The organism is Pseudomonas sp. NFACC05-1, assembly GCF_900100135.1.
In the GTDB taxonomy this organism is placed as follows: Bacteria; Pseudomonadota; Gammaproteobacteria; order Pseudomonadales; family Pseudomonadaceae; genus Aquipseudomonas; species Aquipseudomonas fluorescens_Q.
On sequence record NZ_FMTR01000006.1, the window covers coordinates 33,442 to 47,421 of the forward strand.

Here is a 13,980-nt window from a genome sequence, read left to right on the forward strand (position 1 = left end):
GTTCGGCGACTTTGCATAAAAACCCTTAAGGCGGCCAAACAAGCAAACGTATCGAGTCGGCCCGCCAACGCGAGCCGCCGAAAAAAGAGCCGCATTATCCTGTGATTGGAGGCGCCTGTCACTTCGCACGCTTTAAGCCGGTGCTTAAAGCCAAAAGTTAGCGCCGTCGAGGGTTGTCAGGCTCGGGCGCCGAGGTTCAAACTGCGGCCTTTGTCGCCGGCGCGACCGTGACCGTTTCACTCAGGACTTGTGGCGAGGGAGCTTGCTCCCGCTGGGCTGCGTAGCAGACCCCGCTTTTTTGCGGTTGCTGCGCAACCGAGCGGGAGCAAGCTCCCTCACCACAAGTCAGCGCCTGGCATCTTGACCATTGACTCAGGGATCCGGACATGGAACTGGTTGTAAAAAGCGTCAGCCCAGAAACGTTGAAAACCGCCACGCTGGTGGTTGCCGTCGGTGAAAACCGCAAGCTCGGCGTGGTCGCCACCCAGCTCGATACCCTGAGCGGCGGGGCCATCAGCGCCGTACTCAAGCGCGGCGACCTGGCCGGCAAGGTCGGCCAGAGCCTGTTACTGCACAACCTGCCCAACCTCAAGGCCGAGCGCGTGCTGCTGGTGGGCGTGGGCAAGGACGCTGAACTGGGCGATCGTCCGTTCCGTAAACTCATCGCCGGCGTGCTGGGCACCCTCAACGGCCTTGGCGGCGCTGATGCCGCCCTGGCGTTGGACGAGTTGGTGATCAAGGGCCGCGATAGCTACGGCAAGAACCGCTTGCTGGCCGAAACCCTGGTAGACGGCGAATACCGGTTCGACCAGTTCAAGAGCCAGAAAGCCGAACCCCGCACCCTGAAAAAAATCACCGTGCTGACCATCAAAGCCGCCCAGGCTGAAGTCCAGCGCGCCGTGACCCACGCCACCGCGATTGCCAACGGCATGGCGTTTACCCGCGACCTGGGCAACCTGCCACCGAATATCTGCCACCCGACGTTCCTCGGCGAACAGGCCAAGGCACTGGGCAAGGAATTCAAGGGCCTGAAGGTCGAAGTCTTCGACGAGAAAAAGATCAAGGACCTGGGCATGGGCTCGTTCTACGCCGTTGGCCAGGGCAGCGCCCAGCCACCGCGCCTGATCGTCATGCAATACAACGGCGGCAAGAAATCCGAGAAGCCGTACGCCCTGGTCGGCAAGGGCATCACCTTCGACACTGGCGGCATCAGCCTCAAGCCGGGCGCTGGCATGGATGAGATGAAGTACGACATGGGCGGCGCCGCGAGCGTGTTCGGCACCCTGCGCGCCGTGCTCGAACTGCAACTGCCGATCAACCTGGTGTGCATCCTGGCCTGCGCCGAGAACATGCCCAGCGGCACGGCCTCGCGTCCGGGCGACATCGTCACCACCATGAGCGGCCAGACCGTTGAAATCCTCAACACCGACGCCGAAGGCCGCCTGGTGTTGTGCGACGCCCTCACCTACTCCGAGCGCTTCAAGCCGCAAGCGGTGATCGACATCGCGACCCTGACCGGCGCCTGCATCGTCGCCCTGGGCTCCCACACCTCGGGCCTGCTGGGCAACAACGACGAGCTGATCGGCCAACTGCTCAGCGCCGGCCAACAAGCCGACGACCGCGCCTGGCAGCTGCCGCTGTTCGACGAATACCAGGAACAACTGGACAGCCCGTTCGCCGACATCGCCAACATCGGTGGCCCGAAAGCCGGGACCATCACCGCGGCGTGCTTCCTGTCGCGCTTTACCAAGAACCTGAACTGGGCGCACCTGGACATCGCCGGCACGGCGTGGACCAGCGGCGGCAAGGACAAGGGCGCCACCGGTCGTCCGGTGCCCCTGCTGACCCAGTACCTGCTGGACCGCGCCAAGGCCTGACACCAATGACCGTCGTTGGCCTCACCCTCGGGTGGGGTCATCGGCGGCTCAGGAACCGCAATGACCAAAGTCGATTTCTATATCCTGCCCAGCGCCGACCCGTCGGCGCGGCTGGATTTCGCCTGCAAGCTCACCGAAAAGGCCTGGCGCATGGGCCACCGCATCTACCTGCATTGCAGCGATGCCGCCCAGCGCGAGGACCTGGACGCACGCCTGTGGGCTTTCAAGGGCGAGAGCTTCGTGCCCCACGGCCCGGCCGAAAGCGAACCCGAGGGGGTGATCGTGCTGGGACTGGGGAACGACTGCGGCCAGCACCAGGACCTGCTGGTCAATCTCGACCTGAAAGTACCGGCCTTTGCCCAGCGCTTCGCCCGTGTGGCGGAAGTGGTGGTCGAAGACCCGGCCATCCGACAAGCCGCGCGGGAGAGTTTCCGTTTCTACCGCGAACAGGGCTATCCTCTGCAAGACCACCGTTTACAGCGACTCTGAGCCCTACGATGGACACTCCAAAACCGCCACAAAAACCCGCGCACCTGCTGGATGACCTCGAGTCGATCCGCCAACTGCTCGGCGACGACAATCTGCAACCGCCACTGCTGACCGACACGGTCGTGCACGAGCCAGTGCATGACGAACAGATCCCCCTGCTGTTCGACCCGATCAACGGCCAGCCGGAACCCAAGCCTGCTGCCAAGATCGAAGCCAAAGGGCCCGACGCCCTGTTGCACCTGGACCGCGAACTGCGTGCTGCTGCGCAGTTGATCATGCAAGACGTCATCGACGACTTCGCCCCGCACATCGAGACCGAGATCAAGCGTCGGCTGGATGCACGGATGGAGCGCTTGCTCAGTCAGTACGAATAAAAGCACTCCCCCGCTTTTTGTGGCGAGGGAGCTTGCTCCCGCTCGGCTGCAAAGCAGCCGTAACACTGGCGAGCAGCCCCCTCTCACTCACCTTGACACTTTTGGGGGCCGCTTCGCGCCCCAGCGGGAGCAAGCTCCCTCGCCACAGGATTTGTTGCGCCTGTTAATACGCGCTCACTGCGTACTGGCTCGCCCTGCGTCCTTCGCCCCGCTATACTTCCCGGCTTTTCCTGAATAAATGCCAATAGGGTCCCGCCGCGCATGGATAAGACCTACCAGCCGCACGCCATTGAAACTTCCTGGTACAACACCTGGGAGTCCGAGAATTATTTCGCTCCGCAAGGCGCGGGCGATTCCTACACCATCATGATCCCGCCGCCGAACGTCACCGGCAGCCTGCACATGGGCCACGGTTTCAACAACGCGATCATGGACGCCCTGATCCGTTTCCGCCGCATGCAAGGCCGCAACACCCTGTGGCAACCGGGTACCGACCACGCCGGTATCGCCACGCAGATGCTGGTGGAGCGTCGCCTCGAAGCCCAGGGCCAGAATCGCCATGACCTGGGTCGCGAAAAATTCCTGGAGAAAGTCTGGGAATGGAAAGACGAGTCCGGTGGCAACATCAGCCGCCAGATCCGTCGCCTCGGCTCGTCGGTAGACTGGAGCCGCGAGCGCTTCACCATGGACGATGGCCTCTCCGAAGCGGTGAAAGAAGCCTTTGTACGCCTGCACGAAGACGGGCTGATCTATCGCGGCAAGCGCCTGGTCAACTGGGACACCAAGTTGCACACGGCCATTTCCGACCTCGAAGTGGAGAACCATGACGAGAAAGGTTTCCTGTGGAACCTGAAGTACCCACTGGCCGACGGCGCCAAGACCGCCGAAGGCAAGGATTACCTGATCGTCGCCACCACGCGTCCGGAAACCATGTTGGGCGACTCGGCCGTGGCGGTGAACCCGAACGATGAACGCTACCAGGCGCTGATCGGCAAGTTCGTCGAGCTGCCCCTGGTTGGCCGTCGTATCCCGATCATCGGCGACGACTACTGCGACCCGGAATTCGGCACCGGCTGTGTGAAAATCACCCCGGCCCACGACTTCAACGACTACGAAGTCGGCAAGCGCCACAACCTGCCGCTGCTGAACATCTTCGACAAGAACGCCAACGTCCTACCGGCAGCCCAGGTGTTCAACCTGGACGGCACGCTGAACGAGAGCATCGACGGCCAGATCCCGGCTGAATACGCCGGCCTGGACCGTTTCGAGGCGCGCAAGCAGATCGTCGCGGCGTTCGACGCCGCCGGCCTGCTGGTCAGCGTCGACGATCATGCCCTGAAAGTTCCGAAAGGCGACCGCTCCGGCACCATCATCGAGCCGTGGTTGACCGACCAGTGGTACGTGTCCACCAAGCCGCTGGCTGAACCTGCGATTGCCGCCGTGGAAGATGGCCGCATCCAGTTCGTGCCCAAGCAATACGAAAACATGTACTTCTCGTGGATGCGTGACATCCAGGATTGGTGCATCAGCCGCCAGCTGTGGTGGGGCCATCGCATCCCGGCCTGGTACGACGAGTCGGGCAAGGTCTACGTCGGCCGCGATGAAGCCGAAGTCCGCGCCAAGCACAACCTCGGTCCGGACGTCACGTTGCAGCAGGACAACGACGTCCTCGACACCTGGTTCAGTTCGGGCCTGTGGACCTTCTCGACCCTGGGCTGGCCGCAACAGACCGAGTTCCTGAAGAAATTCCACTCCACCGACGTGCTGGTCACCGGTTTCGACATCATTTTCTTCTGGGTCGCCCGGATGATCATGCTGACCATGCACCTGGTGAAGAACGAAGACGGCACACCGCAAGTGCCGTTCAAGACGGTCTATGTCCACGGCCTGGTGCGCGATGGCCAGGGCCAGAAGATGTCCAAGTCCAAGGGCAACGTCCTCGACCCGTTGGACATCATCGACGGCATCGACCTGGAAACCCTGGTGCAGAAACGCACCTCCGGCCTGATGCAGCCAAAACTGGCGAAGAAGATCGAGAAGGCCACCCGCGAAGAGTTCGCCGAGGGCATCGCCAGCTACGGCACCGACGCCCTGCGCTTCACCTTCTGCTCGCTGGCGTCCACCGGTCGCGACATCAAGTTCGACATGGGTCGCGTCGAAGGCTACCGCAACTTCTGCAACAAGATCTGGAACGCCGCGCGCTACGTGCTGGATAAAGGTGAAGACTGCGGCCAGAACGGCGAAGCCTTCGAGCTGACCCTGGCTGATCGCTGGATCATCTCCCAGCTGCAACGCACCGAGGCCGAAGTGACCCGCCAGTTGGATCAGTTCCGTTTCGACCTGGCCGCACAAGCCTTGTACGAGTTCATCTGGAACCAGTACTGCGACTGGTACCTGGAGCTGTCCAAGCCAGTGCTGTGGGACGAAAACGCCCCGGTCGAGCGCCAGCGCGGCACCCGTCGCACCCTGGTGCGCGTATTGGAAGTGGCCCTGCGCCTGGCGCATCCGTTCATGCCGTTCATCACCGAGGAAATCTGGCAGCGCATCGCACCGCTGGCCGGCGCCCAAGGCAAGACGATCATGCTGCAACCTTGGCCTGTGGCCAACGAAAGCCGCATCGATCCGGCGGCCGAAGACGACATCGAATGGCTCAAGACCTTCATGCTCGGCCTGCGTAACATCCGCGCCGAAATGAACATCGGCCCGGGCAAGCCGCTAACCCTGTTCCTGAAGAATGCCAGCGCCGAAGACCTGCGCCGCCTCAACGAGAACGAGGCGCTGCTCAAGAAACTGGCGAAGCTGGAATCGGTGACCGTCCTGGCTGCCGGCGAAGAAGCACCATTGTCGGCCACCGCCCTGGTCGGCGAGATGGAAGTGCTGGTGCCAATGGCGGGCCTGATCGACAAGGCCGCGGAACTGGCGCGCCTGGACAAGGAAATCCTGCGCCTCAAAGGCGAAGTGCAGCGGGTCGGCGGCAAGCTGTCCAACGCCGGCTTCGTCGACAAGGCGCCGGCCGAAGTCATCGAGAAAGAACGGGCCAAACTGGCCGAGGCGGAACAGGCCTTGGGCAAACTGGCCGAGCAGCACGCGCGGATCTCCAGTCTGTAACGAGGGTTCGTCGCTGAAGGAGGAGGCCCTGGTGGCCTCCTTCTTTTTGCCTGGCACTTTCTCACTCATGCTGAGCCCCTGTGGGAGCGAGCTTGCTCGCGATAGCGGTGGGTCAGCTTGCATCAATGCTGGATGTGTCGCCGCCATCGCGAGCAAGCCCGCCCCCACATTTAATCGGCACAAGCCTCAAGACCAGGCCGGATGTGGGACAATGCCCGCCACTTTTTGAGCCATCCCCGAATCGACCCGCCCATGACCGCCCCCCGCACACCCAAACCAGCCCGCCAGAAGCCCAAGTCCACCCCAGAGGCTAAAACCGTGGCGCCGCGTGAGAAGGCCAGCCTGCATCCGCGCAACCGCCACCAGGGCCGCTATGACTTCCCAGCGTTGATCAAGAGCACGCCGGAACTGGCGAAGTTCGTGATCATCAACCCCTACGGTAAAGAAAGCATCGACTTTGCCAGCCCCGAAGCCGTACGGGTGTTCAACCGGGCGCTGCTCAAAGCTTTCTATGGCATCGCCCACTGGGATATCCCGGCCGATTACCTGTGCCCGCCGGTGCCAGGTCGGGCGGACTATGTGCACTTCCTCGCCGATTTGCTCGCCAGCCACAACGCCGGTGAAATCCCCCGCGGGGCAGCAGTCAAGGTGCTGGACATTGGCACCGGCGCCAACTGCGTCTATCCGTTGATCGGCTACAGCGACTACCGCTGGCACTTCCTCGGTTCGGAGATCGACCCGACGGCCATCGCCTCGGCCAAGGCCATCGTCCAGTCCAATGGCTTGAACAAAGCCATCCAGTTGCGCCAGCAAGCCAACCGCAAGCAGATTCTCCTGGGCCTGCTGGAAGACACCGAACGGTTCGACCTGACGATGTGCAACCCGCCGTTCCATGCGTCCCTGGAGGAAGCCACCAAGGGCAGCCAGCGCAAGTGGCGGGCACTGGGCAAGGCCGATCCGAAGCGCAAGCTGCCGGTGCTGAATTTCGGCGGGCAGGCTGCGGAGCTGTGGTGCGAAGGTGGGGAAGCCCGGTTCGTGACGCAACTGATCGGCGAAAGCGCGCAGTTGGCCGGGCAAGTGCTGTGGTTCAGCACCCTGGTCTCAAAAGCATCGAACCTGCCGGCGATTCAAACCGCTCTGAAAAAGGCCGGGGCGCTGCACAGCCAGGTGGTGGAGATGTCCCAGGGCCAGAAGCAGAGTCGCTTCGTGGCCTGGACCTTCCAGACCGAGGCCCAGCAACAGGCCTGGCGCCAGGCGCGCTGGGTCCGTAAGGACTGAATCGGGGTCGCCACGCCTGTGGCGAGGGAGCTTGCTCCCGCTGGGGCGCGCAGCGGCCCTGGAGCCCGGCGACGCGGTGGATCAGGTCGATTGAGTGAGCTTGAGAGGGGCTGCTGCGCAGCCCAGCGGGAGCAAGCTCCCTCGCCACAAAAGCTCAAAAGCTCAAAAGCTCAAAAGCCCAAAAGCCCAAAAGCTCAAAAGCTCAAAAGCTCAAAAGCCCAAAAGCCCAAAAGCCCAAAAGCCCAAAAGCTCAAAAGCTCAAAAGCTCAAAAGCCCAAAAGCCCAAAAGCCCAAAAGCCCAAAAGCTCAAAAGCTCAAAAGCATCCCGGTCGACCAACCGATTTGCTCGTGAAACTGACACTGATTCGAGGCATTCCCCTAACCCGCGCCATGCCCAATACCTGTGGCGAGGGAGCTTGCTCCCGCTGGGGCGCGCAGCGGCCCTGGAGCCCGGCGACGCGGTGGATCAGGTCGATTGAGTGAGCTTGAGAGGGGGCTGCTGCGCAGCCCAGCGGGAGCAAGCTCCCTCGCCACAGGTCACTTTTTTCGAGGCAACAAAAAACCGTGCCCGGATCGCTCCGAGGCACGGTTTTTTTACTGCGGTCTTACTTGTTGACCGCGTCGGTCAGGCCTTTGGCCACAACCAGCTTGATCACTTTCTTGGCAGCGATTTCGATGGCAGCGCCAGTCGAAGGGTTGCGGCCGGTACGGGCAGGACGCTCGGTGACTTTCAGCTTGCCAACACCTGGCAGAGTGATTTCGCCGCCATTTTCCAGCTGATCGGCAACGACTTGGCCCAGTTGGTCCAGCAGCGAACGCACGGTAGCTTTTGGTGCGTCTACAGATTCAGCCAAATCAGCGATCAGTTGGTCTTTAGTAAGAGCCATGTAGTGTTCCTTCCCTATCAAATTCATATGGATTGCAGAGTGCAGTGTCAGCCATCGAGCCCGATCTCTCTTGATCAGGCACCCTCGGCAATCACCACGACGGATCGGGGTAATAGATGCCGAAAACCGGGATTGGTTCGACCTGACAGATGCTGAATGCACGCTTAACGCAGTGACTTCGCGTAAGACCGGGCAAAACTAGCACAACGCCTCTGAAATATCCGCCTCTAGCTACCCATTTGGTCAGCTTTCTTGCGCTAAAACGTTAAAAAAATGCATATAGGATGTCGGACGGGTCTGAAAGGGCCTTTGCCGGGTTCCAAAACCAGTGATTGCGGTACACTGGGCCCCTTTTCGGGGAGCGCGCCCTCCTCTCTTTCAACAACCGAGAAATCCATGCCGATCCGTCATTGCATCGTCCACCTGATCGACAAAAAACCCGACGGCACCCCTGCTGTGCTCCATGCCCGCGACTCCGAACTGGCAGAGTCCACGGCCATCGAGAATATGCTCGCCGACCTCAACGAGAGTTATAACGCCAAGCAAGGCAAGGCCTGGGGTTTTTTCCATGCCGAGTCCGGGGCGCATCCGTTCAGCGGCTGGCTGAAGGAGTACCTGGACGGCGGCAAGGACTTCACCGCCTTCAGTCGCGTGGCGGTGGAACACCTGCAGAAACTGATGGAAGAGTCCAACCTGTCGGTGGGCGGCCACGTGCTGTTCGCGCATTACCAACAAGGCATGACCGACTACCTGGCCATCGCCCTGCTGCACCACAGCGAAGGTGTAGCAGTGACCGATGAGCTGGACGTGACCCCGTCCCGCCACCTGGACCTGGGCCAGTTGCACCTGGCGGCACGGATCAATGTGTCGGAATGGCAGAACAACAAGCAATCGAAGCAATACATCTCGTTCATCAAGGGCAAGAACGGCAAGAAGGTCTCGGAATATTTCCGTGATTTCATCGGCTGCCAGGAAGGTGTCGACGGCCCCGGTGAGACCCGCACCCTGCTCAAGGCCTTCAGTGACTTCGTCGAAAGTGAAGACCTGCCGGAAGACGATGCCCGGGAAAAGACCAAGACCCTGGTCGACTACGCCAGCAGCCAGGCCAAGCTCGGCGAGCCGATGGGCCTGGAAGAACTGTCCGAGCTGATCGACGAAGATCGACCGAAAGCCTTCTACGATCACATCCGCAACAAGGACTACGGGTTGTCGCCGGAAATCCCGGCGGATAAACGCACCCTCAACCAGTTCCGCCGCTTCACTGGTCGCGCCGAGGGCTTGTCCATCAGCTTCGAAGCGCACTTGCTGGGCTCCAAGATCGAGTACGACGAAGAGGCTGGCACGCTGATCATCAAGGGCCTGCCCACGTCGCTGACCGACCAGCTCAAGCGGCGTAATTGATGCTCGGTAGGGTGCTGAAGAAATTCCTGCTGATTCTGCTGGTGGTGGTGGCCTACCAGAACTGGGGCAAGATCGAGCGGGTATTCAACCCGTCACAGATGGTTTCCGAGCAGATTCGCAGCAACGCCCGCGTCGTGCTGTATGCCACCGACTGGTGCGGCTACTGCAAGGCCACCCGGCGGTTTCTGGATGAGAAAGGCGTGCCGTTTCGCGAGTTCGATATCGAGAAAGATGCCGAAGCGCGCAAGGCCTACGAGGCGTTGGGAGGCCGGGGGATTCCGATCCTCGATGTGAATGGCACGTTGATGCGTGGGTATGAGCCGGAGCATATTCTCAAGGCGTTATCTGCCATCTAGTCATCGCCGCAAATCCCCTGTGGGAGCGAGCTTGCTCGCGATAGCGGTGGGTCAGCTTGCATCAATGCTGGATGTGTCGCCGCCATCGCGAGCAAGCTCGCTCCCACAGGTCATTCGTTGCTCAGCGCGCCTCGATCCGAAACCCGAACCGCGGAAAGTGCACATGCACCACCCCACCACGCTCATCTTCGCGACGCAGGATCAATTCTTCGCGGCCAGCAAACAGTAACTCCCCAACCACCGGATCAACGCCATAGTCCGTCGCGGCTATGCTTACCTGCTGCCCTGCGGTGAACCCGTTCGGCTCTTCGAACGACTCATCCGGCAGCGCTTGCGGCGTCGCGTTGCGGGCAACGTCCAAGGCTTCTTCGGCACTCATCTGGCTCGAGGCACCATGGCCGAAACCCAACACCCGCGCCAACCAGGCCGAGACAGCCGGATAGGCATCCACCAGCGACGAGGTGACCGGAGTACCCTTGAGGAACCACAGTGGATGGGCCATGGCGAAGTCGGCAATCGACGGATCACCCAACAGGAAATCGCCCTCCTCGCGCTGCAACTGTTGCTCGAGACGCGCCATGATCGTCGGCCATTGGTGCTTGGCCTGCTCGGCGGCCAAGCGTGTAGTCGTGCCGCCACTGAACAGCCCGGCGCGATCGCTGATGAACGCCTTGATCGCTTCGGGCGATAGCTTGGCGAACCGCACCGCCACCGATTCCGGCTGGAACACCAGGCTCACCGCATGCTGGAACACCACCGAATCGGCCCACGCAGCAAAGGATGCGGCAAGCATTTCCCGGCCTTCGGGGAACAGCGCCGGCGAGGCTTTTTCCTGCTCCAGGCGGCGGGCCATCAGCGACGTATCGCAATAGATATCCGCGCCGACCTGCAACACCGGCGTCTTGCGGTAGCCACCCGTCAGCGCCGTCAGGTCAGGCTTGGGCATCATCGGCGGGATGCTCACCGAACGCCAGGACAGCCCCTTGAAGCCCAGCAGCAGCCGGGCCTTTTCCGCGAAAGGAGACGTAGGGTAATGATGAAGGATCAGCTCTGACATGAGATTAGCCACTGCAGGAATGAAGTCCTACAGCTTAGCGCGCCTGATCGGGACAGCCTACCGGCCTGATAAAGGCCTATCAGCCCGGCTGATCGAGCGACAGCGCACTGGCCACCAGGCATTCCTTGGCGCTTTTCTTGAGTTTTTTGATCAGCCGCTCCTGGCGCAGGGCCTCGCCCTTGTCGCGACAGGCCTCGGTGTACACCAAAGCCACTGCCGGGCTGGAAAGGAAGAAACGTGCACCCTTGCCACTTTGATGCTTGGTGAAACGCCGCACCGGGTCATCGCTGATGCCGCAGTACAGCGAACCGTTGGCCGCCCGCACCAGGTAGACGAACCAGGGTTTGTCCGGTTCGGCGGGGCCTTGTGCTGGCAGATCGGGAGAGGGGGTGGCGATCGTCACTAGATGTTCAACAGGTCGGCAAAGACAAGCCGCGATCTTATCAGCGACTGGCCTGGAACGCCCGCAGCCCCTTGAGCGCCTGGGCCCTGACAGCGTTACGTACCAGTGGTGTCCAGCCCAGCAACAGGCCCTTGGCACCCAATGCCTGGCGAGACCAGCGCCACAGATCGAAGCTGTCGTGGTGCTCGCAGATCTTGCCGTCGCGAAAAACGAAGCGTGCCTGAATGTCATTGATCACCACGTTGCCGGTCTGGCTGAACAAGTACGTCGCCACCCAATGAGCACCACCGGTACGCTCATCACTGCGCACGTTATCGAAGGTCAGGGAAAAGTCCTTGGCCCGGGTCGTCAGCATGCGCCACATGTCGCCGGCATCGCGCCCGCGCAGCTCACCGAACGCCGGATCGCTGAACAGCACGTCGTCGGTGTAGCAAGCGCTCATGGCTTCGGCGTCCAGGCGTTGGAAGGCCTGGTAAAAACGGCTGATCAAGGCGTTATAGGCATCACTCATGGACAGGCTCCGAAAAACGTTTCAGTAGGCCAGCACGATAATCTGCCGCCGCCGGGAAGACTATCGTCATTCGCCATGAAAATGATATCAACGAAGATCAGCGACCCTTTCGCTGCTGACCCCGACGTACAACGCCCGGCCTGCGCCGATGCCGGCGATGATCGCCCCCAGGCCAACCAGGCCGAAGATCCAGCCCAGGGCGTTCCAGCCGCCGGTCAAGTCGTGGACCACACCCACCGCGAACGGCCCCAGCGACGCCAGCGTATAACCGAAACCCTGGGCCATGCCGGAAAGGTTGGCGGCCACGTGGGCGTCCCGCGAACGCAGCACGATCAGTGTGAGCGCCAGGCTGAATGATCCGCCCTGTCCCAAGCCCAGCAGGATCGCCCAGCCCCACAAGCCATCGAGCGGAGCGTAGAGGCTACCGAACAACCCGCCCAGGACCATGAGCATGACGATCACGATGGCCAGGCGCTGGTCCTTGCCACGTGTTGCCAACCAGGGCGCCGCGAGGGAACTGATCAACTGCACGATGACCGAACCGGATAGCACGAGCCCGGCCTGGGTCGGCGTCAGGCCACGTCCAATCAGGATCGACGGCAGCCAGCCAAAGACGATGTAGGCCAGGGACGATTGCAGCCCCATGTACAACGTCACTTGCCAGGCCAGGGGATCACGCAGCAAGCCGCGGACTCGATAAGCCACTTGGTGGGCACCGTGTTTCTCGCCCACTTGCGGTAACCAGAACACCGAGGCCAGCAGCGCCGGGACCACCCAGAAACCCAGGCCCAAGGCCCAGCTGTGGCCAAGCTGCTCGCTCAGCGGCACGGTCGCCCCGGCCGCCATCGCCGCGCCCAGGCACAAAGCCATGGTGTAGACGCCGGTCATGGTGCCGGCCTGCTTGGCGAAGTCGCGCTTGACGATGCCCGGCAACAGCACGCCGATCACACCAATACTCGCGCCGGCCAGGATACTGCCGACAAACAGCCCGACCTGGCCGAAGGCGCTGCGCAAGACAATCCCGCCCGCCAGCGTCAACAAGATCCCCAGCACCACGCGCTCGGCACCGAAGCGCCGCGCCAGCACCGGCGCCAGCGGCGCGAACAGGCCCAGGCAAAGCACAGGCAATGTGGTCAGCAAACCGGCCTGGGCAGCCGACAGGTCGAGGCTTCTTGACACTTCGCTGAGCAACGGCGCCATGCTCGACAATGCCGGACGCAGGTTCAGCGCCACCAGGATCAGCCCGAGCAGCAACAGCCAGGGCCGGCGCACCAACGGAGGGCGCTGCTGGGCCTGCTCATCGTCGGCCTCGGCGTCGATCAACAGTTCTTCAAGTTCGGCGGCGCGTTTGGGCGCCGTCGAAGTGGCAGGGTCAAGCAGGTCGCGGGACATGGAAAGCTCGGGTTCGGGGCTCAGGGTTTCAAGCGCTCAGGGTTCATTGATCAACTGGCGACACAGGGACTTGGCCCGTTGCGGGTCCTGTTGCTCGACGGCGTCCAGGATTTCGACGTGCAGGTCGAAGACATGTTGATGACGCGGGGCGATATTGAGGCTCTGGCGCAACTGTGCGCCGATGACGCTGGAGAAGTAGCGATAGAGTTCACTGAGCGCAGGGTTGTGCGCGGCATCTACCAAGAGGCGGTGGAACACCAGGTCGCAGGCGATGTACTGCTCCAGGTCGCCGTGATAATGCTCACCGCTGTCTTGCAGCGCCCGGCGCAAGGCAAGTAAATCCTCATCGGTGCGCCGCACCGCCGCCAGGCCAATGGCCTCCACCTCCAGGATATGCCGGGTTTCCCGGGCCTGTTCCAGCGAACAACGGGATAGCACCTTGAGCGTATCCAGCGGATCAACCACCGCCCGCACGTAGCTGCCATCGCCCTGGCGGATCTCGATCAACCCGGAAAACGCCAGCACGCGCATGGCTTCCCGCACGGTGTTGCGGCTGATACCCAGCTCCGCCACCAACTCCGGCTCGGTGGGCAAGCGCTGGCCGACGCCCCACACACCATCGCTGATACGCCGACGCAATTGTTCCAAGGCCTGGTCGACCAGGGAGCGTTTCATCAATGGAGAAATAGCTGACATAGAATTCGCCCTTTCATCCAATCATAGGATGAATTTTCTGACATGTTAGTCAGCTTCGCGTAGGACGGCAACCGCCTAGGGTCAACGGGAGGTAAAGAAACGAGATTTTCAATTAGTCAAAATTACCCTTTGAGGGTAATTTTAAGGACAA

Annotated in this window: 13 protein-coding genes; 7 read left to right on the top strand and 6 right to left on the bottom strand. The window is 61.7% G+C overall.

Annotated elements, in window-relative coordinates; genetic code table 11:
- Window positions 1-386: 386 nt before the first annotated feature.
- The 5 genes from BLO97_RS11565 to rlmF all read left to right on the top strand — a co-directional run bounded on the left by BLO97_RS11565 (window position 387) and on the right by rlmF (window position 7,126).
- Complete coding sequence (locus tag BLO97_RS11565; protein ID WP_092146875.1) at window positions 387-1,877, top strand: leucyl aminopeptidase; 1,491 nt, start codon at window positions 387-389, stop codon at window positions 1,875-1,877.
- A 60-nt stretch (window positions 1,878-1,937) separates the two neighbouring features.
- Window positions 1,938-2,366 carry a DNA polymerase III subunit chi gene (locus tag BLO97_RS11570; protein WP_092345959.1) on the top strand — a complete coding sequence of 143 codons (429 nt, stop codon included), beginning with the start codon at window positions 1,938-1,940 and terminating at the stop codon, window positions 2,364-2,366.
- Between the two features lie 8 nt (window positions 2,367-2,374).
- Window positions 2,375-2,740, top strand: coding sequence for a DNA polymerase III subunit chi (locus BLO97_RS11575; protein WP_092345961.1), 366 nt, complete (start codon window positions 2,375-2,377; stop codon window positions 2,738-2,740).
- Window positions 2,741-3,001: 261 nt separating this feature from the next.
- Window positions 3,002-5,848, top strand: coding sequence for a valine--tRNA ligase (locus BLO97_RS11580; RefSeq protein ID WP_092223654.1), 2,847 nt, complete (start codon window positions 3,002-3,004; stop codon window positions 5,846-5,848).
- Window positions 5,849-6,100: 252 nt separating this feature from the next.
- A complete protein-coding gene (rlmF, locus tag BLO97_RS11585) occupies window positions 6,101-7,126 on the top strand; it encodes a 23S rRNA (adenine(1618)-N(6))-methyltransferase RlmF (RefSeq protein ID WP_063324526.1) in 1,026 nt (341 codons plus the stop codon).
- A 605-nt stretch (window positions 7,127-7,731) separates the two neighbouring features.
- Here the strand turns inward: rlmF and BLO97_RS11590 are convergent.
- On the bottom strand, window positions 7,732-8,013 hold the full coding sequence (locus BLO97_RS11590; protein WP_003205289.1) for an HU family DNA-binding protein: 282 nt from the start codon (window positions 8,011-8,013) through the stop codon (window positions 7,732-7,734).
- 396 nt (window positions 8,014-8,409) lie between these two features.
- Between BLO97_RS11590 and yejK the strand changes: the two genes are divergently transcribed.
- Window positions 8,410-9,414 (top strand): nucleoid-associated protein YejK, encoded by a 1,005-nt coding sequence (gene yejK / locus BLO97_RS11595; RefSeq protein WP_014340016.1) that lies wholly within the window; start codon window positions 8,410-8,412, stop codon window positions 9,412-9,414.
- Complete coding sequence (locus BLO97_RS11600; protein ID WP_063324525.1) at window positions 9,414-9,770, top strand: glutaredoxin family protein; 357 nt, start codon at window positions 9,414-9,416, stop codon at window positions 9,768-9,770. Before yejK ends, BLO97_RS11600 begins: the two co-directional genes overlap by 1 nt.
- 121 nt (window positions 9,771-9,891) lie before the next feature.
- Here BLO97_RS11600 and BLO97_RS11605 read toward each other — a convergent pair whose 3' ends face one another.
- The 5 genes from BLO97_RS11605 to BLO97_RS11625 all read right to left on the bottom strand — a co-directional run bounded on the left by BLO97_RS11605 (window position 9,892) and on the right by BLO97_RS11625 (window position 13,829).
- Window positions 9,892-10,827 (bottom strand): glutathione S-transferase family protein, encoded by a 936-nt coding sequence (locus BLO97_RS11605; protein WP_063324524.1) that lies wholly within the window; start codon window positions 10,825-10,827, stop codon window positions 9,892-9,894.
- 79 nt (window positions 10,828-10,906) lie between these two features.
- The gene (locus BLO97_RS11610; RefSeq protein ID WP_092345963.1) at window positions 10,907-11,230 is read right to left on the bottom strand and encodes a GIY-YIG nuclease family protein; all 324 of its coding nucleotides are present in this window, start codon (window positions 11,228-11,230) and stop codon (window positions 10,907-10,909) included.
- 40 nt (window positions 11,231-11,270) lie between these two features.
- Window positions 11,271-11,741, bottom strand: coding sequence for a nuclear transport factor 2 family protein (locus BLO97_RS11615; RefSeq protein ID WP_092345965.1), 471 nt, complete (start codon window positions 11,739-11,741; stop codon window positions 11,271-11,273).
- An 87-nt stretch (window positions 11,742-11,828) separates the two neighbouring features.
- On the bottom strand, window positions 11,829-13,133 hold the full coding sequence (locus BLO97_RS11620; protein WP_092146871.1) for a CynX/NimT family MFS transporter: 1,305 nt from the start codon (window positions 13,131-13,133) through the stop codon (window positions 11,829-11,831).
- Window positions 13,134-13,169: 36 nt separating this feature from the next.
- Entirely contained in the window at window positions 13,170-13,829 is a 660-nt protein-coding gene (locus BLO97_RS11625; protein ID WP_092146869.1) for a FadR/GntR family transcriptional regulator, read from the bottom strand.
- Between the last annotated feature and the right edge of the window lie 151 nt (window positions 13,830-13,980).

Excerpts from the sequence above, each read along its gene's own strand:
- yejK (WP_014340016.1), top strand. The coding sequence starts at position 8,410 with ATGCCGATCCGTCATTGCATCGTCCACCTGATCGACAAAAAACCCGAC.
- rlmF (WP_063324526.1), top strand. The coding sequence starts at position 6,101 with ATGACCGCCCCCCGCACACCCAAACCAGCCCGCCAGAAGCCCAAGTCC.
- BLO97_RS11620 (WP_092146871.1), bottom strand. The coding sequence starts at position 13,133 with ATGTCCCGCGACCTGCTTGACCCTGCCACTTCGACGGCGCCCAAACGC.
- BLO97_RS11590 (WP_003205289.1), bottom strand. The coding sequence starts at position 8,013 with ATGGCTCTTACTAAAGACCAACTGATCGCTGATTTGGCTGAATCTGTA.
- BLO97_RS11615 (WP_092345965.1), bottom strand. The coding sequence starts at position 11,741 with ATGAGTGATGCCTATAACGCCTTGATCAGCCGTTTTTACCAGGCCTTC.
- BLO97_RS11600 (WP_063324525.1), top strand. The coding sequence starts at position 9,414 with ATGCTCGGTAGGGTGCTGAAGAAATTCCTGCTGATTCTGCTGGTGGTG.
- BLO97_RS11580 (WP_092223654.1), top strand. The coding sequence starts at position 3,002 with ATGGATAAGACCTACCAGCCGCACGCCATTGAAACTTCCTGGTACAAC.
- BLO97_RS11575 (WP_092345961.1), top strand. The coding sequence starts at position 2,375 with ATGGACACTCCAAAACCGCCACAAAAACCCGCGCACCTGCTGGATGAC.
- BLO97_RS11570 (WP_092345959.1), top strand. The coding sequence starts at position 1,938 with ATGACCAAAGTCGATTTCTATATCCTGCCCAGCGCCGACCCGTCGGCG.
- BLO97_RS11625 (WP_092146869.1), bottom strand. The coding sequence starts at position 13,829 with ATGTCAGCTATTTCTCCATTGATGAAACGCTCCCTGGTCGACCAGGCC.
- BLO97_RS11605 (WP_063324524.1), bottom strand. The coding sequence starts at position 10,827 with ATGTCAGAGCTGATCCTTCATCATTACCCTACGTCTCCTTTCGCGGAA.
- BLO97_RS11565 (WP_092146875.1), top strand. The coding sequence starts at position 387 with ATGGAACTGGTTGTAAAAAGCGTCAGCCCAGAAACGTTGAAAACCGCC.